General features: G+C 63.1%; 22 protein-coding genes. 19 read left to right on the forward strand and 3 right to left on the reverse strand.

Annotated features, from left to right (window positions below):
* From QZ307_RS03780 to QZ307_RS03790, 3 genes are all read left to right on the forward strand, one after another.
* On the forward strand, window positions 1-1061 hold a 1061-nt coding region (locus QZ307_RS03780; RefSeq protein ID WP_295996086.1), incomplete at its 5' end, for a PLP-dependent transferase.
* Window positions 1062-1072: 11 nt separating this feature from the next.
* Window positions 1073-1996 carry a homoserine O-succinyltransferase gene (metA, locus tag QZ307_RS03785; RefSeq protein ID WP_295996089.1) on the forward strand — a complete coding sequence of 308 codons (924 nt, stop codon included), beginning with the start codon at window positions 1073-1075 and terminating at the stop codon, window positions 1994-1996.
* A gap of 19 nt (window positions 1997-2015) precedes the next feature.
* Window positions 2016-2243, forward strand: coding sequence for a hypothetical protein (locus QZ307_RS03790; RefSeq protein ID WP_295996093.1), 228 nt, complete (start codon window positions 2016-2018; stop codon window positions 2241-2243).
* A 74-nt stretch (window positions 2244-2317) separates the two neighbouring features.
* Here QZ307_RS03790 and QZ307_RS03795 read toward each other — a convergent pair whose 3' ends face one another.
* Window positions 2318-3184, reverse strand: a complete 867-nt coding sequence (locus tag QZ307_RS03795; RefSeq protein WP_295996096.1) for a ZIP family metal transporter — start codon at window positions 3182-3184, stop codon at window positions 2318-2320.
* Between the two features lie 287 nt (window positions 3185-3471).
* On the opposite strand from QZ307_RS03795, the gene QZ307_RS03800 reads away from it, so the two are divergent.
* The 16 genes from QZ307_RS03800 to QZ307_RS03875 all read left to right on the forward strand — a co-directional run bounded on the left by QZ307_RS03800 (window position 3472) and on the right by QZ307_RS03875 (window position 21759).
* Window positions 3472-3963 (forward strand): sigma-70 family RNA polymerase sigma factor, encoded by a 492-nt coding sequence (locus QZ307_RS03800; protein WP_295996098.1) that lies wholly within the window; start codon window positions 3472-3474, stop codon window positions 3961-3963.
* Window positions 3963-4931 (forward strand): hypothetical protein, encoded by a 969-nt coding sequence (locus QZ307_RS03805; RefSeq protein WP_295996101.1) that lies wholly within the window; start codon window positions 3963-3965, stop codon window positions 4929-4931. Before QZ307_RS03800 ends, QZ307_RS03805 begins: the two co-directional genes overlap by 1 nt.
* Before the next feature lie 571 nt (window positions 4932-5502).
* Window positions 5503-5937, forward strand: coding sequence for a 50S ribosomal protein L13 (gene rplM, locus QZ307_RS03810; protein WP_295996104.1), 435 nt, complete (start codon window positions 5503-5505; stop codon window positions 5935-5937).
* A gap of 2 nt (window positions 5938-5939) precedes the next feature.
* Window positions 5940-6332 (forward strand): 30S ribosomal protein S9, encoded by a 393-nt coding sequence (gene rpsI / locus QZ307_RS03815; protein WP_295996106.1) that lies wholly within the window; start codon window positions 5940-5942, stop codon window positions 6330-6332.
* 309 nt (window positions 6333-6641) lie between these two features.
* Window positions 6642-7100: a MarR family transcriptional regulator gene (locus tag QZ307_RS03820; RefSeq protein WP_295996109.1), complete on the forward strand. Its 459-nt coding sequence runs from the start codon at window positions 6642-6644 to the stop codon at window positions 7098-7100.
* Window positions 7101-7303: 203 nt separating this feature from the next.
* Entirely contained in the window at window positions 7304-10216 is a 2913-nt protein-coding gene (locus tag QZ307_RS03825) for a molybdopterin-dependent oxidoreductase (protein ID WP_295996112.1), read from the forward strand.
* 3 nt (window positions 10217-10219) lie between these two features.
* Complete coding sequence (locus tag QZ307_RS03830; RefSeq protein WP_275206188.1) at window positions 10220-10792, forward strand: 4Fe-4S dicluster domain-containing protein; 573 nt, start codon at window positions 10220-10222, stop codon at window positions 10790-10792.
* Between the two features lies 1 nt (window position 10793).
* On the forward strand, window positions 10794-11666 hold the full coding sequence (locus QZ307_RS03835; protein ID WP_295996117.1) for a DmsC/YnfH family molybdoenzyme membrane anchor subunit: 873 nt from the start codon (window positions 10794-10796) through the stop codon (window positions 11664-11666).
* 161 nt (window positions 11667-11827) lie between these two features.
* Window positions 11828-12526: a molecular chaperone gene (locus tag QZ307_RS03840; RefSeq protein ID WP_295996121.1), complete on the forward strand. Its 699-nt coding sequence runs from the start codon at window positions 11828-11830 to the stop codon at window positions 12524-12526.
* Entirely contained in the window at window positions 12523-13194 is a 672-nt protein-coding gene (locus QZ307_RS03845; RefSeq protein ID WP_295996124.1) for a 4Fe-4S dicluster domain-containing protein, read from the forward strand. The genes QZ307_RS03840 and QZ307_RS03845 overlap by 4 nt, the downstream gene beginning before the upstream one ends.
* Window positions 13187-14011: a 4Fe-4S binding protein gene (locus QZ307_RS03850; RefSeq protein ID WP_295996126.1), complete on the forward strand. Its 825-nt coding sequence runs from the start codon at window positions 13187-13189 to the stop codon at window positions 14009-14011. The genes QZ307_RS03845 and QZ307_RS03850 overlap by 8 nt, the downstream gene beginning before the upstream one ends.
* A 345-nt stretch (window positions 14012-14356) precedes the next feature.
* Entirely contained in the window at window positions 14357-15895 is a 1539-nt protein-coding gene (locus tag QZ307_RS03855) for a rhamnulokinase family protein (protein WP_295996129.1), read from the forward strand.
* Between the two features lie 15 nt (window positions 15896-15910).
* Window positions 15911-17164, forward strand: a complete 1254-nt coding sequence (locus tag QZ307_RS03860) for an L-rhamnose isomerase (protein WP_295996131.1) — start codon at window positions 15911-15913, stop codon at window positions 17162-17164.
* 8 nt (window positions 17165-17172) lie between these two features.
* Window positions 17173-18078, forward strand: coding sequence for a rhamnulose-1-phosphate aldolase (rhaD, locus tag QZ307_RS03865; RefSeq protein WP_295996134.1), 906 nt, complete (start codon window positions 17173-17175; stop codon window positions 18076-18078).
* An 8-nt stretch (window positions 18079-18086) separates the two neighbouring features.
* Window positions 18087-19445, forward strand: coding sequence for an MFS transporter (locus tag QZ307_RS03870; protein ID WP_295996135.1), 1359 nt, complete (start codon window positions 18087-18089; stop codon window positions 19443-19445).
* 220 nt (window positions 19446-19665) lie between these two features.
* Window positions 19666-21759 carry a glutamine synthetase III gene (locus QZ307_RS03875; protein WP_295996138.1) on the forward strand — a complete coding sequence of 698 codons (2094 nt, stop codon included), beginning with the start codon at window positions 19666-19668 and terminating at the stop codon, window positions 21757-21759.
* Window positions 21760-21966: 207 nt separating this feature from the next.
* On the opposite strand, the gene QZ307_RS03880 is transcribed toward QZ307_RS03875, so the two are convergent.
* Both QZ307_RS03880 and QZ307_RS03885 read right to left on the reverse strand, forming a co-directional pair.
* Window positions 21967-24018 (reverse strand): tetratricopeptide repeat protein, encoded by a 2052-nt coding sequence (locus QZ307_RS03880; protein ID WP_295996141.1) that lies wholly within the window; start codon window positions 24016-24018, stop codon window positions 21967-21969.
* 238 nt (window positions 24019-24256) lie between these two features.
* Window positions 24257-25006, reverse strand: coding sequence for a response regulator transcription factor (locus QZ307_RS03885; RefSeq protein WP_366143037.1), 750 nt, complete (start codon window positions 25004-25006; stop codon window positions 24257-24259).
* Between the last annotated feature and the right edge of the window lie 14 nt (window positions 25007-25020).

Consider the following 25020-nt stretch of genomic DNA (forward strand, 5'->3'; position numbering starts at 1 on the left):
CGGCGGCCATGCTCACGTCGTCGGGCCAGGCGGCGAACTTCTTCGCGGTGTTCAATATTGCCGGCGCGGGCGACCACGTGGTGGCGTCCTCGTCCATTTACGGCGGCACCTACAACCTGCTGGCCCACACCATGGGCCGCATGGGCATCGAGTGCACCTTCGTGGACCCGCACTGCTCCGACGAGGAGCTGGAGGCGGCCTTCCGTCCGAATACCAAGTGCGTGTTCGGCGAGACCATTGCCAACCCGGCGCTGACGGTGCTTGATATCGAGCGCTTCGCCGCGGCGGCCCACGCCCATGGCGTGCCGCTTATTGTGGACAATACTTTCCCGACGCCGGTGCTGTGCCGTCCCATCGAGTGGGGCGCCGACATCGTCACCCACTCCACCACCAAGTATATGGACGGGCACGGGGCTTCCGTGGGCGGCGTCATTGTGGACTCGGGGCGCTTCGACTGGACGGCGCACGCCGACAAGTTCCCGGGACTCTGCGAGCCCGACGAGAGCTACCATGGCGTGGTGTACACCGAGCGCTTCGGGCTGGAGGGCGCCTATATTACGAAGGCGACTGCCCAGCTCATGCGCGATTTGGGCTCCATCCAGTCGCCGCAGAACGCCTTCCTCATCAACCTGGGTCTGGAGAGCCTGCACCTGCGCATGGCTCGTCATGCGGAAAACGGTCGCACGGTGGCCGAGCACCTGGCGGCTCATCCGAAGGTGACCTGGGTGCGCCACCCCTCCCTGGAGGGCGATGCCGAGGCCGCGCTGGCGGCGAAGTACCTGCCTGATGGCTCCTGCGGCGTCATCAGCTTCGGGGTGGCCGGCGGCCGTGCGGCGGCCGAGACGTTCATGGCGAACCTGAAGCTGGCGCAAATTGCCACCCATGTGGCCGACGCCCGCACCTGCGTGCTGCACCCGGCCAACGCCACCCACCGCCAGATGAACGACGAAGAGCTGGCGGCCGCCGGCATTGGCGCCGACCTCATCCGCCTGTCCTGTGGCATCGAGGACGCTGCCGATCTCATCGCCGACATCGACCAGGCCCTGGCCTGCGTGGAGTAGGGGAGGCCGCCATGCCCATCCGCATTCCCGATTCGCTGCCGGCCACGGCGGCGCTTGAGAGCGAGAACATCTTCGTCATGACGGAGTACCGCGCCATGCACCAGGACATTCGTCCTTTGCGCGTGCTTCTGCTGAACCTCATGCCTACGAAGATCACTACCGAGACGCAGATTCTTCGCAAGTTGTCGAACACGCCCATTCAGGTGGAAATCGAGTTGCTGCAAACGGCCAGCCATCAGTCGAAGAACACGGCCGCCGAGCACCTGGAGTCCTTCTACACCACCTTCGACGAGGTGCGCCATCAGCACTTCGACGGGCTCATCATCACCGGGGCCCCGGTGGAGAAGCTGGAGTTCGAGGACGTGGACTACTGGCCGGAGCTCTGCGAGATCATGGAGTGGTCGAAGACCCACGTGCATTCCACGCTGCACATTTGCTGGGGCGCCCAGGCGGGCATCTACTACCATTACGGCGTGCCGAAGCACACGCTGGACCACAAGGTGTTCGGCGTGTTCGACCATCAGTTGGTGAAGACCACCTCGCCTTTGGTGCGCGGCTACGATGACTGCTTCTGGGCGCCGCACTCGCGCTTCACCGAGGTGGAGGCGGCCGACATCGAGGCGCACCCCGACTTGGAGCTCATTGCCGTGTCCGACGAGGCGGGCGTGTACATTGCGAAGTCCACGGACTCGCAGAACTTCTTCGTGTTCGGGCATCCGGAGTACGACCGCGACACGCTGAAGGCTGAGTACGACCGCGATATTGCCAAGGGCATGGACATGGCCGTGCCGGCCCATTACTTCCCGAACGACGACCCCGCCCAAACGCCGCGCTCCAGCTGGTTCTCCCACGCCCAGCTGCTGTACACTAACTGGTTGAACTACTACGTGTACCAGACCACGCCCTACGATATCACCCAGGCAGGTAGGGAGTAGGGCGCGAAAGGAGGCCGCCATGGCCATCGATCCTGCGCGTGACCCCCATGCGCGCATTGTGACAAAGCCGCTTCCCAGTCAGATCGCGGCGGCAAAGGCGGCGAAGGCGGCCCAGGAAAAGAGTGGGGAAGGGGAGTCAGACGACCCGTTCTTGCGCGCCGAGAACGAGGACGACGACGGCTACGACCCCTATTCCGACCGCCCCGCCGAACGCGAGCCCCTGTTCCAGGAAGATCCCTGGGCATAGGCGGCGGCTAAAGAGCTCTCGCGCAATCAATGAGTAAGGCCTTCGGCTGCAAGAGTCGAAGGCCTTACGTGCGCTTAGATGAAGATCATGAACATGCCCAAGGCCAGGCCGACCATGACGGCGAAGGCGGGCAGCTTGCTGCGGTAAATGAGGTAGGCCTCAGGCAGGATTTCACCGAACACCACGTAGAGCATGGCGCCGGAGGCAAAGCCCAGGGACATCGTCAGACCCAAGGGGCCGATGTCGCCCAGCCAAAAGCCCAGCCAGGCGCCGAGTACGGTGGGAAGCCCGCAGGCGGCTGTCAGCAGGGTGGCCTTCACGCGCCCCGTGCCGCCGGAAATGAGCGGCACGGCCACGGCCATGCCCTCGGGAATATTGTGCAGGCCGATAAGCACGGCCATGATCATGCCCGTACCCCACATAAGGTTGTCGGATACGGCGAAGCTGGCGCCGATGGTCATGCCTTCGGGAATGTTGTGCAGGGCAATGGCGCAGGCCATGACAATGCCGGCCACGAACAGTGACAGCTTCGAGTCGTTGTGGCGCTTGTGCATGTTCAGGTGGTCGGCATGGATAAGCTCGTCGATGTCGTCGTGGGTTTCGGGGTGGGCCGCATCGGCGGTGTGCGACACCTCGGCGCGGGTCTTGCGGTCGATAAGGTAGTTGAGCAGGTACACCACGGCCACGCCCAGCACCACGGCGCCAATGACAATGAGAACGCCCAGGTCGGTCATGGTCTTCGCCGCATCCACGGCCTCGGCCAGAAGGTCGAAGCACACCATAGCCGTCATGACGCCGCCGGCAAAGGCCAAAAGCAAGCTGATGGTGCGGTTCGATTCGCTCTTGAACAGGGCGCCAATCAAGCCGCCAACGCCCGTGCCTCCCGCACCGGAAATCAAGGTAACCAGCGTGACGAAGACAAAGGGCGAAAGAGTTTCCATGAGGGAGCCTAACTAATATACGATGTTGACTATCAGGTTCGCCTTCTATTGTCCCCCAAGCCCGTCGGAGCGCAACCCCTCTTTTGCGTCTCGTAAGAGATTGGGCATTCAATGGCGGAGCGCGTAGCCGCCTGAATTATGGCGAAGCGTACGCGTGCTCGCATTATGGCGGAGCACGCGACCTTTGGAAATGTTGTTCGAGGGGTGAAAAAATCTCGGCATCTCGATCGTGTTGTAGGTGAAGGGCCACGAAACGTGCAAGGTGCCTGCAGCAGGGAAGGAGCCGTGTGTCAGATCGAGGTATCTCTCTTGAGCGTCTGCTGAACGAGCATGGACGCATGCTCGTGAGGCTGGCGGCCACGCGGCTTGATTCAACGGCCGACGCCGAAGACGCGGTGCAAGATGTGTTTTGCAAGGTGGTTGCCAATCGCCTTGTTTTCCGCGATGAGGAGCACGCCAAGGCGTGGCTCGTGCGTGCAGTGATCAATCGCGCTACCGATTTACGCCGTCGTGCGGCTCGTCGCAACGTGCCTTTTGACGAGGCGGCGGAGCTGATCAATGGTGCCGATGACCTCGCTTGCGAGGTGGAACGTAACGAGATGCTCGAGGTATTGCGCTCGCTTCCCGAAGCATACGCCTCGGTCCTTCATTTGCATTACTACGAAGGCTATACCGCGCGTGAGATAGGCGCTTTGCTCGGCATACCGGCGGCAACGGTGGGCACTCGTTTGGCGCGGGGCCGGCAGCGGCTAGCGCGGATACTTAAGGAGGATCGGTAATGGACTGGAATAGCTATCGACGGGCCATGGACGCCCTGCCGATTTCTGAAGACTTTGAAGCACGGGCATTGGCGGCCGCCCTGGCGGTCGAGGGTGCTTCCCAAGAGGCAACCTCGGCGTCGGCTCGATGCGCAGGGGTTGCGGGTGCTGCTTGCGAGACATCCCAGGCGACCCCTCGACAGAGGCTGGCGAGGCGTTTCGTGGGGGTGGCTGCGGCGGTGGCGGCTACCTTCGCCTTTGCTGTCTCAGCATTTGCGATTGGCGGCTTTCTAGCGCCCGAGGAGGTGGCTCACGAGTTGCTAGACGCCTCTCTGGAAGCGGCATTTGCGGGGAACGATGCGGTGCCGGTGGACGAGACGCAACGCGTGGGAGATTACGATGTCACCCTAGAGGGCTTGGTGACCGGCGAAAATCTATCCGACTGGATCGACAACTATGACCGGAGTGCCACCTATGCCGTAGTGGGGCTGCGCCGCGCCGATGGCACACCTCTGACGGAAGAGATGCTTGCTGCCATGCGCGACAAACGATATGCAGCCGGGGAGATGATCGGGGCCGATGAATATTACTGGCCCGATGGCGCAAAGGCGCTCTCGAACCGCGAAACTCTGTCGGCTGAAGACACTGATCTGGAGCTTGTGACGTGCTACGCGTTGGTGCAGGGCCTCGAGGGGTCTGTCCTGAGCGACTATGCGACGGACGGCGCGAGCTGCACGAGCGTGCTGATCGATGGCGCTTATTATCTGGTGGCGGCCGTGAACGATCTGAGTGTGTTTGCGGATCGGCCCGTGTACCTGGCGGTGTACGAGGGCGTTGATAAGCCGGCAAGCATTTTGCAAGAAAACCCGGACGGCTCTTTTTCCTATCGCGAAGGTCATGGGGGCGCCCTGTTCAAACTCCCCTTGGATCCCGCTGACGCCGACCCGGAAAAGGCCGCTCAAATTGCAGCGGAGCGCAGCGCGGCTTGAGGCGCGCTGCCGAAAAATGGTCTGAAATGAACGGTTTAGCAGAAGCGGTGATTAAGCGCCCGTGTGCGACCTGGGGTTTCTCGGGCTCGTGAAGGGGCGACGCCTTGTAGTTGATCCCAAAGCGACGGTTTAGCATGTTAAACCGTCGCTTTGAGGCCATTTTTCGCGGGTGCTTCCGCGCACAGCCTCCGCGCCTCGCACGCGCGCCAACGGGCAAGTGCCTCACGCGCCCCCCGGCGCGCCGCCAGCCCCGTTCTCCGCGGAATCTTTCTGCAAAATGTGCCGTTTGCCGACCGTGCCCGTTGACATTCGCGGACGAACGGGTGAGAATGCAAAAGTTCGCTTTCAAAAGCCCCGTAAACGCATGCCTTTAAGGAAGCGCAAACGCCAAGGGAGTCCAGGCCCGCGGCACCGCGCGTCGGCGTAGGAAACCGGCATCCAAGAAGCTTGCACTTTTGAAAACAAACACCTCTGGCGGACGGTTCCGCCCCGGCTATCGCGGCTGCCACGCCGACGCGGGGGAGGAGGCTTCACCCGCCCGACAGAACCTGCAATCTATTGGAGGAAAACAGTGAAGACGTATCATGCAAAGCCCGGTGAGGTTGAGCGCGAGTGGGTCATCATCGACGCTGAGGACCAGGTCCTCGGTCGTGTGGCCACCAAGGCTGCTCAGATTCTGAAGGGCAAGCACAAGCCGCAGTACACCCCCCATGTGGACACGGGTGACTTTGTCATCATCATCAATGCTGACAAGATCAAGGTCACCGGTACCAAGGCTGCCACCAAGATTTACTATCGTCACAGCGGTTTCCCGGGTGGTCTCAAGCAGGAGACCTTCACCGAGGCTATGACCAAGCACCCCGAGCGCGTCATCGAGCATGCCGTCAAGGGCATGCTGCCGAAGAACACGCTGGGCCGTGCGATGGGCAAGAAGCTGAAGGTGTACGTTGGTGCGGAGCATCCCCATGCTGCGCAGCAGCCCCGTAAGATCGAACTGGAGGGTTAATCATGGCAGATGAGGCTTTGTACTACGGCACCGGCCGCCGCAAGAACGCGGTGGCGCGCGTCCGTCTCGTTCCCGGCACTGGCAAGGTGACCATCAACGGTCGCGACGGCCAGGAGTACTTCGGTCGCGAGGCGCTGTTCAACTACGCGATGACCCCCTTCAAGGTAACCGACACCACCGATCACTTCGACGTGAAGGCCCGCATCGACGGCGGCGGCGTGTCCGGTCAGGCCGGCGCTCTGCGTCACGGCATTGCCCGCGCCCTGCTGGAGGCCGGCGACTACCGCGCCGAGCTGAAGAAGGCCGGCTACCTCACCCGCGACGCCCGTATGGTGGAGCGCAAGAAGTACGGTCTGAAGAAGGCCCGCAAGCGCCCGCAGTTCTCCAAGCGCTAGTTTGGAACTGCCGCTCGGCTCGCTTCGGCGAACCGGCGCTGGCTACTTCATCGCATGCAAAGAGGCTCGTCCCCGCAGGGGCGGGCCTCTTTTTCTTGAGCGGGTGTGCTTGCAAGGGGAGGGGTGGCTCTGGCTGCGAGTTCGGAAAAGCGGGCTCTCAGCTGCGCGTAGCCGACAAGGATGACTGAAAGCCTTGCCAAAAACGGAGTTCTGCCGACGTTTGCCAACTTCTCTCCCGCAGCGCGCTAAGAAACGTTATTCTCAAGGGCGAACAGCAAGGCTTGGTCCCCTTTGCGAAAGGAGCGTCCCATGGGAACAACGCGGCGACAGCGAGAATACATCGGCTACCGCGTCTACTCCACGCAGCGGGCGCTGTATCGCAGCCTGGAAGCCTGCGTGGCCGAAGCGGGGCTCACCCCGGGCCAGTGGAACGCCTTGAGCCAGCTGGCCGAGCACGGGGCCATGACCCAGCGCCAACTGGCCGAGCGCCTGCAGAAAGAGCAGGCCACGGTCACCCGTTCGCTTGATCGTCTGATGCAGCGCGGTCTGGTGCAGCGCACGCAAAGTCCTCGCGACCGTCGCGCCAACATTGTGGAAATCACTCCTGCGGCCCTGAAGCTCCTCACCGATCTTGAGCCAAGCGTCACCCGCCGCAATGCGGAAATGGCCGCCAATATCTCCGATGAGGATCTTGCCGTGTTCCTCAAAGTGCTCGATCAGCTTGAAGCCAATGCTGAACACTCCGCGGGCGAGAGCGAGGCTTCGTAGCCCGTCTTTCCCCTGCAATTTCGTCAATAAATTATTCCAATAATCCAAGATTAAGCCCCGTATTCGGGGCTTTTTCGCTCTGTCAACTCCTTGCATAAATATTTTCCGATGCTACTATTTCCTCGTCAATATTTGCATAGCTAATTATTTACCCACTATGCAAATATGAAGAGGAGAGGGCAATTGAATAAGAGGAGGAGACTATGTCACTGAAGTTGACACGTCGCGACTTTGTCAAAGCCTCGGCCGTGGCCTCGGCTTCGGCTCTGGTGCTCGGCGCTGCCGAATCAGCTGTGGCCGACGAGGCATCCGACGGGGCAGGGGCAAGCGACGACGTCAAGGTGATTCCCAGCGCCTGCCGTCAGTGCTACGGGCGCTGCGCCCTGTTCGGCACCGTGGAAAACGGGCGCCTGACGAAGATCGAGGGAAACCCCGACCTGTTCAGCGAGGGAACGCTGTGCGGGCGCGCTTTCGCCATTCCCCAAGAGCTGTACAACCCCACCCGCGTGCGCTACCCGCAGAAGCGCGTGGGCGAAAAGGGCTCGGGGCAGTGGAAGCGCATCACTTGGGAAGAGGCCTATCAGGAGGCCGCCGATCGCTTCACCGAAATTGGCGAAAAGTACGGCTGGCATACCATCGCCCACCAGTACGGCACTGGCCGTGACATGCTTCAGTTCCAGGCCATCAACAAGCTGTGGCTCGAACTGGGCTCCACCGCCACCTTCGGCGTGGGCAACCTGTGCTGGGTAGGCAGCTACTTCACCAGCCAGCGTCTCTACGGCGACGAGACCCAGTACACCGGCTGGGACGGCAACAACACCGACTGCATTGTCATCTGGTGCCGTCAGGAGCGCAGCCGCGGCTACTACGACTGGCTGACCGTCAAGCGCGCCCAAGAGCGCGGCGCCAAGGTCATCTGCGTGGACCCGCGCTTCACCTGCACGGCCTCGAAGGCCGATCTGTGGCTGCCCATCCGTCCCGGCTCCGACATGGCGCTCGTGCTGGCGTTCATCAACGAGATCATGCACTCCGAGAAGTGCGCCACCGACTTCGCCCGCCAGTACACCAACGCGCCGTTCTTCATCGACGAGGAGGGCACCGGCTACCAGCTGCGTCAGTCCCTCATGCGCGAAGGCGGCAACGAGGAGCTGTACCCGGCTTGGGACGAGGCGCACGATCAGCTGATTTACTGGTCGGGCGACTGGCAGAACACCGCTGGCGTGGGCGGCCCCAAGGCCTTCCAGTGGCTGGACGAGAAGGGCAACATTGTGGCCGACGCCAAGCCGGCCCTGACCACCCCCGACGGCAAGGGTCGCGAAATCGAGGGCAAGACCTACCGCACCTCCTGGGATATCTTGCTTGAGCATGTGACTCCCTGGACTGTGGAGCGTGCGGCCGAGTTCTGCGAGCTGCCGGAGGACAAGATCCGCGAGGCCATCGATACCTATATTGCCGCGAGCCCCCATGCGTGCTTCACCCGCGGCCAGAAGGTGGAGTTCTCCATCAACACCTCCGGTATCTCTCAGGCCTTCACCATCATGATGGCTTTGGCTGGCAACTTCGATACCGTGGGCGGCCAGAACATCGGCCGCGAGCCTGCCACCGGCTATGACTCCTTCATGTTCGACGTAGTGCCGAACCGCGAGGGCCGCATGGGCGAGCGCCGCAAGCAGACGGCCATGAACATCAAGCAGCTGTCCGTGTGCCAGAACACCGGCTATCAGCAAATTCTCCAGGCCGACGACGTCACCGGTGAGCTGCGCGAGGTTACCCAGAACTCCGGCGGCCAGGTCATCTATGGCCAGCAGGGCGGCTTCGGCGCTGTGACTACCAAGGCTATGGCCCAGGGCGATCCGTTCCAGATTCATGGCTATTGGCAGCAAACCTCCGAGCCTATCTTGTCCATTGAGGGCGGCAAGGAGATCATTGAGGGTTTCAAGAATCTGGACTTCTTCGTGAACGTCGACATCTTCATGACTCCCTCGGGCGAGTTGGCCGACATCATCCTGCCGGCGGCCCACCCCAACGAGGTGGACCGTGTGGAGTGGGCCCACTCCGGCCACGGCTATCCCACGAGCCACACTTACCTCATCCGCCAGCCCTTCCATGAGCCGCTCGGCGAGGCGAAGGACGATATGGACATCTGCTTCGAGTTCGCCGAGTACATGGGCGTCGATATGTACTGGAAGGACAAGTACGAGTTCTTCGACTACATGGTGAAGGGTCCCGAGACCCTGCCGCCTCAGCTGTCCTGCGCTAGCTTCGAGGAGTTCCGCGAGCGCATTTCCGTCACCGGCGTGCAGATGACCGACGTGAAGGGCGGCGCGCCGAAGTACGAGACCGGCTTCATGCGCAAGACGAGCGACTTCCGCCCCGGCTTCAACACCATGTACCGCGGCAACAAGATGGGCTCGGTGTACCGCTTCCCCGGCACCACCACGCCCGACGGCACGGTCATCCCGCCGCACCCGCAGTCGGACAACGGCAAGATGGAGCTGTGGAGCGAGGACTTGCTGCTGTACGGCAACGGACCTTTGCCCATGTACATCGAGCCGCCGGTGACCGCCCGCTCTCGCGAGGACCTGCTGGCCGAGTACCCCTACACGCTGATCACGGGCGGCCGCAGCCACGCCTTCTTCCACACCGAGTACCGCAACTCGCCGTGGATGCGCGAGGTGCACATGTTCCCCACCATGGACATCAACCCCGCCACGGCCGCCGAGCTGGGCATCGAGCAGGACGACTGGTGCTGGATCGAGACTTACGTGGATCGCATCCGCCAGCGCGCCAACCTTACCGAGGCCATCAACCCGAACACCATCCACGTGGAACACGACTGGTGGTTCCCCGAGCGCGCCGCTACCGACGATCTGCACGGCGCCCTGGACGCCAACTGCAACATCCTGTTCGAGAACAACGGCCCCTACGACCCGGCCGTGGGCACCGACAACTTCGGCGGCCTGTGCAAGGTGTACAAGGCCGAAGAAGGCGCCCCGGACAACATTTGCATGACCAGCGAAGATCTGCGCGTGTTCCTGCCGCTTACCCGCGAGCAGCTGGCCCAGGACGGCCAGGAGAACGGCGTGACCACCGTCGAGACGTGGAAGGAGGCCTAAGCCATGACCCGCTACACTATGGCGATTGACCTGGACAGCTGCATTGGATGCCATTCCTGCGCCGTTGTCTGCAAGCAAGAGAACAACGTGGGCCTGGGCACCTTCTACAGCAAGGTGCTGACCATCGGCCCCTCGGGCACCTACCCCGACCTGGAGATGTACTACCTGCCCGTAGCCTGCCAGCACTGCGACAACCCCCAGTGCGTGACGGTGTGTCCCACGGGTGCCAGCTACAAGCGCGAGGACGGCATTGTGCTGGTGGACCATTCCAAGTGCATCGGCTGCCAATACTGCGTTATGGCCTGCCCCTACGGCGTGCGCGCCTACGATAACGATCGCGACAAGGGCGTTATCGAGAAGTGCACCCTGTGCGCCCACCTGGTCGACGACGGCAAGAAGCCGGCCTGTGTGCGCCACTGCCCCGGCCAGGCGCGCCTGTTCGGTGACTTGGACGACCCCGAGAGCGATGTGAGCAAGATGATCGCGTCCAAGCAGACCCATAAGCTGACCGACGTGGGCAATGCCCCCTCAGTGACCTTCGGCTTGGACAAGTGCGAGTGGAAGGGAAGTAACTAACATGGACGTACAGTGGCCCCTGCTGATCTTCAGCGTTCTATTGGGAATGGGCTCCGGCCTGCTGGTGTTCATCGGCATCGGCGAGCTGAAGGGCGCGTTCAAGAAGGTGCGCTTCGTGCTGGCTGTCAGTGCTCTGGTCCTTTTGGCTGCCGGCGGCGTTGCCTCGACGTTCCATCTTGGGCACATCGACCGCGCCTTCCATATTCTGGGCAACCTGAACTCGGCGTTCTCCCACGAGTTGTTCGCGGTGGCCTTTGCCGCTCTGGTGGCGCTGGTCTACGCCGTGCTTGCGCGCAAGGACTACCCCGGCGCTTCCAAGGTGGTGGGCATTCTGGCCCTTATCGCTGGCTTGGTATTGCCGCTGACGGCGGGTATCTCGTTCATGATGCCGGCCCGTCCCGCCTGGGACAGCTTCACCCTGCCGCTCATGTACCTGGGCACCGGCCTGGGCATGGGCATGGTGCTGGGCGCCGCCCTGGTGTACGCCAAGGGCGATGCCGAGGACGCACCGCTGGCCCTGCGCGTGGCCATCATCGGCGTGGTGTGCTCCATTGTCACCATGGTTGCCTATGTGGCCGCCCTGGCACTGGCGCCCTTCGCCCATGAGAGCCGTTCGCTGGCCCGCCTGTTCAGCGGCAGCTTGGCCGTGGAGTTCTGGGTGGGCGTCGCGCTGCTGGGCATTGTGGTGCCCGCGGTGCTGGTGGGGCTGGCTGCCAAGCGCAGCCCGAAAGCCAGCGCGGGCGGCAGCGCCGTAGCTGTCAAGCAGACGGCGGGCTACCTGTGGGCCGCCTTCGTCTGCCTGGTCATTGGCAGCGTGGTCTTGCGCGTCATCATGTACGCCGTGGCCACGTCGGTCGAGTCGCTCATCTACTAGAAGATCGCGCCGTCTCCATGGCGCTCTTCAAGGCAGCCTTTCTCTCCCTTCCTTTTGGAACGGCCGCCTTCCCGGCGCCCCGCAGGCCTCAGACCCTCGGGGCGCCCCCGTTTCCGTACCCGCTGCGGGCTCTGTCCCGCTCAATTGCAAAGGAGGTCCCTGTGAGCGACAACGCCATGGATCGCGAAACCCGCACGGCCCTCATTGACTTGATGGAAAGCCGCGCCCATGTCTACCAGGTGCTGTCCCGAAGCTATCGCACTGAAGTGGACGCCGCCTTCGCCCGCGAATTTGTCGAGGACTTTGTCTTCGAAAGCGACGATGTCGTCCTGAGCGCGGCCTTGACCGCCATGCGCCGTGCCCTGGTCGATGCCGACGAGCAAGCCCTCGAGCAGTTGGCTGTTACCTTCGATCGCGTGTTTTTCGGCATGGGACCGTTGACGGCCCGCCACGCCTTTCCCTACGAGTCGGTGTACACCTCCGATAAGGGCATTATGATGCAGGAGGCCTACACCAGCGTAGCCCGCGCCTATCGCGAGCAGGCACTGGCCAAGGACCCCGCCTTCACCGAGCCTGAAGATCACCTGGCCGTCGAGCTGGCCTTCATGGCCACATTGGCCGCGCGCGCCAGCCTGTTCCTCCGTGCCGAGGACGAGGCCGGCGACGAGGCGGCCACCGAAACGGTGCGCCAGTCCCTGGTCTTCGCCCAGACGCATTTGCTGAACTGGCTCGATCGCTTCTGCGGCGAGCTGGCCCTGGCCGCGCGGCCCGATGGCGAAGACGGCTTCTACGTGGCGCTGGCCCAGTTCACCGCGCGCTTTGTGGAAGGAGACGCCGCCCTTCTGGAAGAGATGCTATGAGCGGCGAGGTGACCCGGCGCCAGTTCTGCCTGGCGGGCGGAGCCGCTGCGGCGGTGGCGGCCTTGGGAGGGGGCGGTGCCCTGGCGCAGCAGAATGCCTCATCGGTGTACCTGCGTCCGCCCGGTGCCGTCAGCGAAGCGCATCTGCTGGCCCACTGCGACCGCTGCCAGCGCTGCGTGCAGGTGTGCCCCTACAACCTAGTGCAGCCGCGCCCGCTTTCCTGGGATTTTCCTACGGTGGGCACGCCTGAACTGATCTTCAAGGAGGGCTACTGCGACTTCTGCATGCTGTGCGTGGACGTATGTCCCACCGGCGCGCTGAGCTACGAGGCTCCCACGGCCGAGAACATCGGCGTGGCGAAACTCATCAGCGACGCCTGCGTGGCCTGGGATTGGGGCGGCTGCACCGTGTGCGCCGACGTCTGCCCCGTCGAGAGCGCCCTGACTTTGGACGAGAAAGGCCGTCCTCATGTAGACGAAGACCTGTGCAACGGGTGCGGCCTGTGCGAGCTGGAATGCCCGGCGCCGTCACTGCGCGCCTACGACCCCTCCACCGTGGCCAAGGGCATTTACGTGGTGAGCCGGATGAGCGAGGCGGCGGCCCTGCCCGGTGCGCTGACTTCGGCCGAGTACGAGGCCACCTGCCGAAAGGAGGCCGGCCATGAATAAGATGCGCTACCTGCGCATAGGGGTGGCCTTGGCCGTCCTGGTGGTAGTCTTCGGCTGCACTTTGGCCCACGTGCCCGTGGGCACGCTGTGCGCGCTGTGTCCCGTGGGGTTTGCCGAGCTGACCGTGGCCGGCGGGGCCGTGCCCTGGGAGCTGCTGCCCGGCGTGCTGGTGCTCCTGGCCGTGGTGTTCCTGCTGGGCCGCGTGTTCTGCTCCTGGGTGTGTCCGACGAGCCTTTTGCGCAACCTGTTCGGCGGCCGCACGCCTCGCGGGCTGACCGGCCAGACGGGCACCTGCGCCGGCTGCGCCACCGATCCTGCCAATCCCAACACGGCGCGCACCCGCAACAACCTGGCCTCTCAGGGGCTGGTGCTGGCGGTGCTTCTGGCGGTGTCCTTCATCGTGCACTTCCCGGTGTTCTGCCTCATCTGCCCCATCGGTCTGGTGTTTGGCACGCTGTTTGCCGCCAGCCGTCTGCTGGTTACCTGGCAGCCGGGCTGGGAGCTTCTGGTATTTCCCGCCATGCTGGTGCTGGAGGTGTTCGTGCTGCGCCGCTGGTGCTCGGCCATCTGCCCGCTCGGGTTCTTCTTCGGTCTTATGGCGAAGGCGCGCTCGCGCCTGACCTTCCTGCCCGACCCGCGGGTACGCAAAGACGTGTGCCTTCATAACGAGGGCTGCAACGTGTGCGCCACGGTGTGCCCCGAGGATATCAGCGCTGCCACCGCCGAGCCTCATGATCTGGAGGATTGCACGCTGTGCCTTGACTGTCGGGAGCACTGTCCGACGCGGGCTATTTCCCTGAAGGTTCCCAAGGAGTAGGGGGGTAACGGCGGGTCAAAGCAGCTCTGGTCTTGGCGGGACGAAAGAGGCCGCCCGCGGTGGGATGCAAGAGGCCACGGTCTCGCATTGCTGTGCTGCAACGCTCAAGCTTGTAAGAGGCGCCCGACCTGAAGGCCGGGCGCCTCTCTTTGCGGCAAGGAGCGGATGATGCCGCTTCGACAAGGTTTTTAGTCATCGTTGTTGATTTGTTACAGACGAGCACCTGTTTCTTTCTGTGGGGTTGAAACGGGACAGCCCCTGTTATAGTGAGCGCCGTATTGTTCATCGACCATAGTCTTTTCCAGGTAAAACCTAAGAAAGACACTCAAAGATAGGAAGATGCTTATGGCGCAGTCCGCATGCGAGACGGCCCCTGAAACCGTGTCTGGGGTGCGGCGCGATTGCTACGCCGCCGTCGACATCGGAGCCTCTTCGGGGCGCGTCGTAGTCGGCTTTGTCCAGGATGGGCGCATCTGCTTGGAAGAGGTGCACCGTTTCGACAACCGTCAGGTACGCCTGCACGGCCACGATTGCTGGGACATCGATCTGCTCTTCGGCGAATTGGTGCATGGCTTGGCCCGGTGCAAAGAGCAGGGCTTCGCGCCGAAGTCCGTGGGCATCGACACCTGGGGCGTCGACTTCGTGCTGCTGGACGGCGACGACAACCTGGTGGGCGACCCGGTGGCCTACCGCGATGAGCGCACCCAGGGGATGTTCGAGGTGGCCGACGCCATTATGGCGCCGGAGGAGCTGTACCAGCGCACCGGCATTCAGCGCCAGCCCTTCAACACGCTTTATCAGTTCCTGGCCCTGCAGCGTCAAAACCCCGAGCAGCTAGAAGCGGCGGAAACCTTCCTCATGATCCCCGACTATCTGGGGTTCCTGCTTACGGGCGAGAAGGCCATCGAGTACACCAACGCGTCCACCACCGGCATGCTCAATGCCGAGACCGGCGCCTGGGATGAAACGGTGCTGGCGGCCTTCGGCATTCCGCGCCGCCTGTTCCGCAACGTCACCATGGCCGGTGCCTGCCTGGGGCCCGTGAAGCCGGACATTGCCCAGGCCATCGGCTACGACACCTGCGTGGTGCTGCCGGCCACCCACGATACCGGTAGCGCCTATCTGGCCGTGCCGGCCTGCGATTTGCCGGCGGTGTTCCTCAGCTCCGGCACCTGGAGCCTTTTGGGCGTAGAGAATCGCAGCCCCCTCACCACGGGCGCGGCCTATGCCGAGAACTTCACCAACGAGGGCGGCTATCACTTCCGCTACCGCTTCCTGAAAAACATCATGGGCCTGTGGATGATCCAGTCCATCCGTCGCGAGCTGAACGGCATCAAGTACGTAGTGGACGAGAAGGCCATCCGCAAGGGGCGCCTGCATCAGTACACCGGCATCGAGGGCCTCGGTCGCGAGGTGGGCTTCGAGGACCTTATCAAGGCGGCCGACGACGCCGAGGCCGCCGGCGTGCAGGCTTCCATCGTAAACGTGAACGACGACCGCTTCCTCTCGCCCGACTCTATGATCGAGGAGATCTGCGCGGTGTGCGAGGAGACGGGCCAGGCGGTGCCGAAGACCTTGGGCGAGCTCATGATCTGCGTGTACGAGAGCCTTGCTCTGTGCTACCGCGATGCCGTCGAGGGCCTGAGCACTCTGGCCGGCCATCCCTATAAATCCATCAACATCGTGGGCGGCGGCTGCCGCGATAACCACCTGAATCGACGCACGGCCGAGCTGTGCGGCCTGCCAGTGTACGCCGGCCCTGTCGAGGGCACCGCTCTCGGCAACCTGGCCGTGCAGATGCTCGCCGACGGCGTCTTCCCCAACCTTCGCGCCGTGCGCGCTGCCATAGCCGAATCTTTCGACGTTCGAAAAATTGAGCCCTAAGGAAAGGACCGACGAATGACCACTATGTACGATCTTGCCAAGGAAGAGTACGCTGCCATCGGCATCGACACCGAGGCGGTCATGGAGAAGCTGGCAAAGAAGCCCATCTCCGTGCACTGCTGGCAGGGCGATGACGTGCTCGGCTTCGACCAGGAGGGCGGCCTGTCCGGCGGCATCCAGGCCACGGGCAACTACCCCGGCCGAGCTCGCAACTTCGAGGAGTTGACCGCCGACTTCGACGCCGCTATGGCCTTGGTGCCCGGTGCGAAGCGCATCAACCTGCACGCTTCCTACGCGGTGTTCACCGACGAAAACCCCTGGGTGGACCGCGACGCGCTGGAGTACAAGCACTTTGAACCCTGGGTCCGCTGGGCCAAGGAGCGCGGCTACGGCATCGACTTCAACCCCACCATCTTCGGTCATCCGGCCATGAACAACGAGCTGTCGTTGTCCTCGCCGGACAAGGAGACGCGTGACTTCTGGATTCGCCACTGCAAGGCCTGCCGCAAGATTTCCCAGCAAATTGCCGAGGCACTCGATGACGAGACGCTGTGCAACATCTGGATTCCCGACGGCCTGAAGGACGTGCCCGCCGACCGCTACGGCCTGCGCGAGCGCCTGCGCGACTCCCTCGACCAGATTTACGCCGAGAAGTACGACCGCGTTATCGACTGCTGCGAGTCGAAGGTGTTCGGCATCGGCCTGGAGTCCATGACCGTGGGCTCCAACGAGTTCTACCTGGCCTACGCCGCCATCCACCCCGGCGTGTACGATCTGCTCGACCTGGGCCACTTCCATCCGACGGAGAACGTGGCCGATAAGCTGTCGAGCTTGTTGGTGTTCTTCGACAAGGTGCCGCTGCACGTCACCCGTCCCGTGCGCTGGGATTCCGACCACGTGGTGCTGTTCGACGATCCCATCAAGGAAGTGGCCACGGAAATTGCCGCTATCCCTGGCGCCTGGGACAAGGTCATCATCGGGCTCGACTTCTTCGACGCCTCCATCAACCGTGTGGGCGCCTGGGCCACGGGCACCCGCGCCATGGAGAAGAGCCTGCTCTACGCGCTGCTGCAGCCGTCCGCCCGTCTGAAGGAGCTGCAGGACACCTACCAGTTCACCGAGAAGATGATCCTCGGCGAGCAGGCGAAGTCCATGCCCTTCGGCGCCGTGTGGGACGAGTACTGCCGCCGCCAGAACGTGCCCGTCGACGGGGGTCTCTTCGTCGAAGTGTCCACCTACGAGGCAAAAATCCTCCCCGAGCGCGCTTAGGAGTTCACATGACATTCTTAGATCAAGCCCAGGAAGCGCTTACGCAGGGCTTCGATACGGCCCGCGGCGCGGTGTCCGGCGTGGCCATGGAGCAGCTGGGATTCGTCCGCGGCTTCGTGCGGCTGTGCAACGACGGCTGGGACCAGGGCTGGCACGAGCGCAACGGCGGCAACCTCACGTACCGTTTGACTGACGAGGACGTGGAAACCGCCCGCAAGTTCTTCGACAAGGAACCGCGCGAGTGGACGCCCATGGGCGTTGAGGTGCCCAGCTTGGGTGGCGCGTACTTCCTTACCACGGGCACCGGCAACTACATGCGCAACGTGGCTGGCAATCCGAAGAAGAACATCGGCATTGTCCAGCTGAATGAGACCGGGGACGCCTACCGTATTGTGTGGGGTCTTATCGACGGCGGCCGACCCACGTCGGAGTTCCCGACCCACGTCATGAACCACGCCGTGCGCGTGGCGGCCACGGACGGGGAGTGCCGCGTCATCTATCACGCGCATCCCACGAACGTGATCGCCATGACTTTCGTGCTGCCCCTCGATTCGCGCACGTTCACCCGCGTGCTGTGGAAAGCCATGACGGAGTGCGTGGTGGTGTTTCCCCAGGGTGTGGGCGTCGTGCCGTGGATGGTGCCCGGCGGCGCCGACATTGCGAAGGCCACCAGCGAGTTGATGAAGGATCACGACGCGGTGGTGTGGGCCCAGCACGGGCTGTTCGTGTCGGGCGCCACGTTCGATTCCACCTTCGGGTTGCTGCACACCATCGAGAAGGCGGCCGACATCTACGGTAAGGCCCGCATGATGAACGGCGGCTCCGATGCGTTCATGAACACCATCACTGACGAGGGCCTGCGCCAGATTGCGAAGGACTTCAACATTTCCATTAACGAAAGCTACCTGGATTAGGAGACGTCATGGCACTGTCCCAAGAGAAGAAAGGCACCATTGCCGTTTCTCTGACCAACTTCCTGGACTCGGGCTGCATTGTGGCCTCGTCTGTGGCGCTGGCTGCCTGGGCCATCGCCTTCAACTTCGACAACGTATGGGTGTCCATCCTGGGTGCCGTGGGCGCGAACGCCTTCGGTGCTGCCGTGGGCGCGCTTATCGGCGGCTTCTTGGCCGACCGTTTCGGGCGCAAGTTCATTTACACCTACAACTTGCTGGTGTATGCCCTGGGCGTCTTCCTTATTATGGTGGCGCCGAACCTTATTGTGCTGTGCCTGGGCATTGTCATCTCGGGCCTTTCCGTGGGCGCCGGCGTGCCGTCGTCGTGGAGCTACATCTCCGAGATGTCCTCGTCCACCAGCCGTGCTTCCAACATCGGCATCAGCCAGTTCGCCTGGTCTTGCGGCCCGGCGGTCATCTTCCTCATCGCACTGTTGTTCTCGTTCATCTTCCCGACCTTTGGTCCCGACGGAGCGCTGCTGCCCGCAGGCACCTATGGCCCCTTCGATGGCCTGTTCGGCATGCGCCTTTTGTTCCTCATCCTGTTCGTGGTGGCGCTTATCGCATGGAACCTGCAGCGCAAGCTTGAGGAATCGAAGGACTGGACGGAGAAGCAGCAGGCCGGTGGCAAGCAGGACACCTTCATTGCCATGATGGGCCGCGCCCTGACGAACTCCGTGAACATCAAGTCCATTGTGTTCCTGGTGGCCGTGTACCTGACCTGGAACATTGTGGCTGGCACCATGGGCCAGTTCATGCCCTACATGTACGCGGCGGCTGGCCATTTGGACGACACCACCATTTCGCTTTTGCAGGCGGTTATGTGGGTGCTCACGGCGGTAGGCTCGCTGGCCATCTTCTCGAAGTTCGGCGACAAGATTCCGCATCGCATTCTGTTTGCCGCTACGGCGTTGATGGCTCTGGCGGCCTGGGTGGTCATGGTGTTCTTCGGCATGCAGCTGCAGGCCGGCACCGCCGATGCCTGGGGCTGGCTCCTGTGGGTGTTCGTGGCCCTGTGGGGCATTTCCGCCGGCTTCTCGGCCCAGTGCTTCTATGCGCTGTGGTCCACCGAGCTGTTCCCGACGCTTTATCGCGGTGGTGTGCAGGGCATCATGTTCTTCCTGGTGCGCGGCGTGCTGGGCATCTGGTCGCTGGTGGCTGTGGCTGGTCTGGGCGTGGAGACGTCCGCGGGCTTCGTGACGGCTGGCATTATCATGTGCGGCTTCTTGCTGGTGTCCTTGGTGGTGGGCGTCGTGTGGTGCCCCAACACCCAGGGCCGCACCTTGGATGAGATTACCGAGGAGCGCTACGGCAAGCACATCGACTAGTGCATCGGCGGACGCATCAACGAGCGCTCCGCTTATCACGGCAAGTACGACGGCCGGCTTCCTGGGGAGCCGGCCGTTTTCTTTTGCGCAGGTTCTTCGCCGTCGCAAACTCCTCGAAACAATGCGCCATTAATTTGATAAACGGACCCGCGCCGCGCTCGATGGAGAAGGGGCGTGGTATCTTTAGCCCCATCATCCCATGAGTGAGGAGCGGACACAGATGTCTAAAGTCACCGATATCTACGGATCCATGGTGTTCAACGAGCACGTTATGCGCGAGCGCCTGCCGAAGACCACATACAAGCAGCTGATGAAGACCATCAAGCAGGGCGAGCCCCTCAACGAGGACGTGGCCAACGTGGTGGCGCACGCCATGAAGGAGTGGGCCATCGAGAAGGGCGCCACCCACTACACTCATTGGTTCCAGCCGCTGACGGGCATCACCTCCGAGAAGCACGACAGCTTCATCGATCCCACCGACGACGGCCTGACCATCATGACCTTCTCGGGCAAGGAGCTCATCCAGGGCGAGCCCGATGCCTCCAGCTTCCCCTCGGGCGGTCTGCGCGCCACCTTCGAGGCCCGCGGCTACACCGCCTGGGATCCCACCAGCTACGCCTTCATCAAGGACGAAGTGCTGTGCATCCCCACGGCCTTCTGCTCCTACACCGGCGAGGCCCTGGACAAGAAAACGCCGCTGCTGCGCTCCATGAAGGCCATCGAGACCCAGGGGCGTCGCGTGCTGGCGCTGTTCGGCGACGACGCCACCGAGCGCGTGACCACCACCCTCGGTGCCGAGCAGGAGTACTTCCTCATTTCCGAGAAGGACTACGAGAAGCGCCTCGACATCATGCTCACCGGCCGCACGCTGTTCGGCTATCCGCCGGTGAAGGGTCAGGAGCTGGAGGAACATTACTTCGGCGCCATCCGTCCCAGCGTGAACGAGTTCATGAAGGAGCTCGACGACGAGCTGTGGGCCCTGGGCATTTCGGCGCGCACGAAGCACAACGAGGTGGCTCCCGCCCAGCACGAGCTGGCGCCCATCTTCGCCGAGACCAACCGCGGCGTGGACGAGAACCTGCTCACCATGGAGAAGATGAAGCTGCTGGCCAGTCATTACGGCCTGGTGTGCCTGCAGCACGAGAAGCCCTTCGAGTCCATCAACGGCTCGGGCAAGCACAACAACTGGTCCATTTCCGCTGGCGGGAAGAACCTGCTCGACCCCGGCGAGAACCCTATGGAGAACTTGCGCTTCCTGGTGTTTCTCACCTGCGTTATCCAAGCGGTGGACGAGTACCAGGAGTTGCTGCGCATGACCACGGCGTCGGCGGGCAACGATCACCGTCTGGGCGCCCACGAGGCACCGCCGGCCATCGTGTCCATGTTCCTTGGCGATGAGCTGGGCAACATTGTGGAAGCGCTCATTGACGACCACGACTATCGCTCGGCTGAGCGCGTGTCCATGGACCTGGGCGTCGACGTGCTGCCCAACTTCATCAAGGACAACACCGACCGTAACCGCACCAGCCCCTTCGCCTTCACGGGCAACAAGTTCGAGTTCCGCATGCCCGGCTCGGCCCAGAACCTGTCCGACGTGAACATGGTGCTCAACACCGCCATGGCCAAGTCGCTCAAGGAGTTCGCTGACCAGATGGAGGGCAAGACGGGCGACGAGTTCGAAGCGGCGGCCATCGATTACATCAAGCACACCCTGCGCGACCACCAGCGCATCATCTTCAACGGCGACGGCTACTCCGAGGAGTGGGAGGCCGAGGCGGCCCGTCGCGGCCTGGCCAACCACCGTACCACCGCCGATGCGCTGCCGTGCTTCGTGGATCAGAAGTCCATCGACCTGTTCGGCGAATTCGGCGTGCTCACGGAAACCGAGGTGCGCAGCCGCTACGAGGTGAAGCTCGAGAAGTACAACAAGATCATGAATATCGAGATTCGCGCCATGAAGCGCCTGGTGCGTCGCGACTACCTGCCGGCTATCAACCGCTATGCGGCGAAGCTGGCCAACGGCATTACGGCCATTCGCAGCGTGCTGCCCGACGGCGATACCTCATTTATGGAGGACAAGCTGCGCAAGCTGGTGTCGGGTGCGGCCGAGATCAACGTGCAGTTGGAGAAGCTGCACAGCCTGCATCGGGCTTCCCTGGAGATCGAGGACCAGCAGGAACGCGCCAACATGAACGCCCACGAGATTGTGCCGGTCATGGACGCCCTGCGCACCGCTGTGGACGCCATGGAGATCATCGTCGAGCGTGAGGCCTGGCCGGTGCCCACCTACAACGAGATCCTCTTTTATGCGTAGTTAGAAGGGTTCCCCTTCTAACTACGCCTGACGCTGCGGTTGCGACTGCACCTGGCCTCGCACTTCACCGCTTTCCTTCGCGTAACGAAGTACGCTCAGCCGCGGTTCAGCACGATTCCAGGCACCTGTCGAAACCTCGCTGACTTCCTTGGGCGCATCCCTGAGTTCTTATTAAATAATTTGAAAAGGCCCGTGAGGGCCTTTCGCTTATACACCCTGGCGGAGGCTGGCGGCCACGGCGTGGAGGATGTCGTTGCGCTGGGTGGAGGCCACCAGGCTGGCCAGGGGCGCCGCAGCCAGAGGCATGTCGGCATCGCAGAGGCCGATGAGGGCGCGGCCGACCACTTCCATGACGTCGTCGAGGGGTGCCAGGGGCACGCCGGCGGTGCGCAGGGTGGCCGTGGAGTCCCAGTCGCTGCCGGGCACGTTGTTGCCCATTTCCGCAATGAGGTCGTTGCGCTCGCGCAGGCCTGCCTCGCCCATGGGGCTCGACTCGGGGACGCGCAAATAGCAGGCAAGGGCCTCCAGCAAGCGACCCGTCTGCCAGTAGGCGAAAGCCAGGCGGTAGTACACGTAGGCGATGTCGTTGCCCGTGACGGCGACGCGCAGGGCCTCTTTGGCCACGTCGATGATGCGGTCGTAATGATCGCCCTCGGCATAGCAGGTAATGAGGTCGTTGTAGGCCGGAGTGCTGGTGGGGGCCAGGTCGATGCACACGCGCGCCTGGGCCTCGGCGGCATTCAGGTCGCCCATGTCGCGATAGATGCGCGAGAGGGACGAGCGGGCCGCCTGACCGATGTCGGAGGCGCGGCGATAGCGCACGGACGGATCGGACTCCACAATGCTGACCAGATAGCGGGCGAACACGTTCTCGCAGTATAGCAGCTTCAGGGGGTCGCCTTCGGCGTTCTCGGGCGGATCGAGGGGCTTGTCCGTCTCGGCAACGATGTCCTCCAGCTGGGCCACGGCCAGCAGCAGGGAATCGTCCTTCTCGTCCATGATGGCGCGGTAGCGCGCGCCCAGGGCCGCGTCCTGCTCGCTCATAACGTCGAGGTCGGACACGATGTCGGCATGGAGCAGGTTGCGCAGGTCTTCCGGCAGGGGACGGGAGTCTTCGGCCACGGGGGTGCGGTTGACTTTCAGCTCGACGGGCAGCGCCTCGACGGGCTGCAGCGCGCCGTCCTCTCCGAACTCCAAGACGCTGTTCTGCAGGAAGAGCATAGCCAGCAGGGCCTGCGGATCATATTCGGTTTCCGGGGCACTGAACTCGCCGCCGCGAATTTTCGCGATGGTGCCCATGGTGAAGGGGATGCGGGCGAATTCCAGGGAAAGGCAGGTGAGCCCGGCGATGCTGCCCTCTTTGCCGTTGACGACGACGTGGGTGACGCCCACGCTGCTGCCAAAGGCAGCGCTGGCGATGAGCGCCGCCAGGCGCAGGGCGTAGGATGCGGCCGCGGCGCCGCGCTGGGCGGAGCAGTCGACCCACTGGCCCGTGGCGGCGTCGAAGCGCGACTTCGGGAACACGTCGGCTGTGGGCACGGATACGTCGGCGACGATGGTGCCCGAGGCGCTGTCGCACACGAAGCGGTATTCCAGGCGGAAGGGGAGCACCATGGCCTCGCAGGCCGTGGCAAAGCGCGTGGACAAATCCCAGTTGCCGCCACGGGTGCCCGTGGTGCCGTACTGAGTGTCCAGCTTGTTGTCGCGCTCGGCGGCGCTCAGGTACTCCGGGGCCTCCGCGGCAATAGAGCGCAAGGCGGTCCAGTCCAGCTCGCTGCATTGGCCCTCGGAAAATTGGTTGACCCAGGCCACGCCCTCGCCGTCCTCGAGCGCCTTGGATACCATGGCCAAGCGGTCCAGGATGGACTCGATGCGCAGGATAGTGCCGCGATCGGCGGCGCTGATGGTGGAGTCGTCGAAGACCGACCAGAAGAGCCCCGTGGTGTTCAGGCGACGCAGCTCGATGGGGTGCTCCACGGCAATGGCTCGCAGTCGCGGCGCGTCGGCGTCGGACAGCAAGCGGGCGGCGTACTGCTCGAAACCCGACGAGGAAGCCGGGTCGGCCGGATCGGCCATGGACATGCGGAACAGCAGGCCGTCCACGGCGTCGGGCAAGGGGGCGCTGGTGAATTCCTGCAGGACGTCGCGGGTGGTTTTGGTGCCCTCGTCGGCTGCCGTAGTGTTGCCCGAGGCATCGCCACGGGCGCCTTCGTCATGGCTGTCGCTGTTCTGGTTCTTCTTGCGGAAAAAGTCAAACACGGTGTCTACCTCCCACCGGGGAGCTTTGGGTAAGTCGATTCATTCTCCCACAGCCCTTGACGAAAGACCAGGTAAAAAACGGGGAAGATGCCAGACCCCCACAGCTTTCCAGGGGTTTTGCCCTTCTCGTTGACAGCAACGTTCGATAGTCAATAACAAACATGAGGTAGAAGGTCATTAAGAGGGCTTGTCGAGGGCGAGACAGTTGGCCGCCTTATTGTCGGAGGAAGAAGAGGCGCTACGCCAGCTTGTAGCCCAGGCCCCAGACGGTTTGCAGGTAGTCGTCGGTGCCGGTGGGCTTGAGCTTGCGGCGCAAGTTCGAAACGTGCACGTTGATGGTGGAGTCGTCAACGGCGTAGGGCTCGCCCCATACCAGCTCAAACAGCTCTTGCTTGGTGAACACCTTAGTGGGACGACCCATCAGCAACGCGAGGATGCCGAACTCGGTGCGGGTAAGCGCAAGCGGCGTGCCCGCGGCGGAGAATTCGTAGGACTCGGGGTCGAGCGTCCATTCTTTATAGCGCAGGAGCTGGACGGCTCCTGCGCCCTGTGCAGCATCCGCTTCCGGGCTCTCGCTCGCGGTTGTCTTCTGCGCCATTCGGTGCCTGAGCTGCACCTCGATGCGGGCGGACAACTCCTCCAGGTCGAAGGGCTTGGTCAGGTAGTCGTCGGCGCCTAACTTCAGCAGCGCCACCTTGTCGGCCGGTGTTATGCGCGCCGAGATGACGATGAGGGGCAGGTCGGGGGCTTGCTCGCGCACCTTCTGCACCACGTCTTCGCCGCAGGCTCCGGGCAGCATGAGGTCGGTGATGACCAGATCGAAGGGCTCGGCGCCGAACTGCAACAGTCCCTCGCTTCCCGAGTAGGCTTGGACGCAGCGGTGGCCCGCGCGCTCCAGATGAGCGGCAACGATTTCATTGATGGAAGGATCGTCCTCGATGATCAGTATGTTCAGGGGCTCGGCCATGGGGAAAGCATAACGAGCCACGCCGCCCCTGTCAG

The organism is uncultured Adlercreutzia sp. (assembly GCA_910585575.1).
GTDB lineage: Bacteria > Actinomycetota > Coriobacteriia > Coriobacteriales > Eggerthellaceae > Adlercreutzia.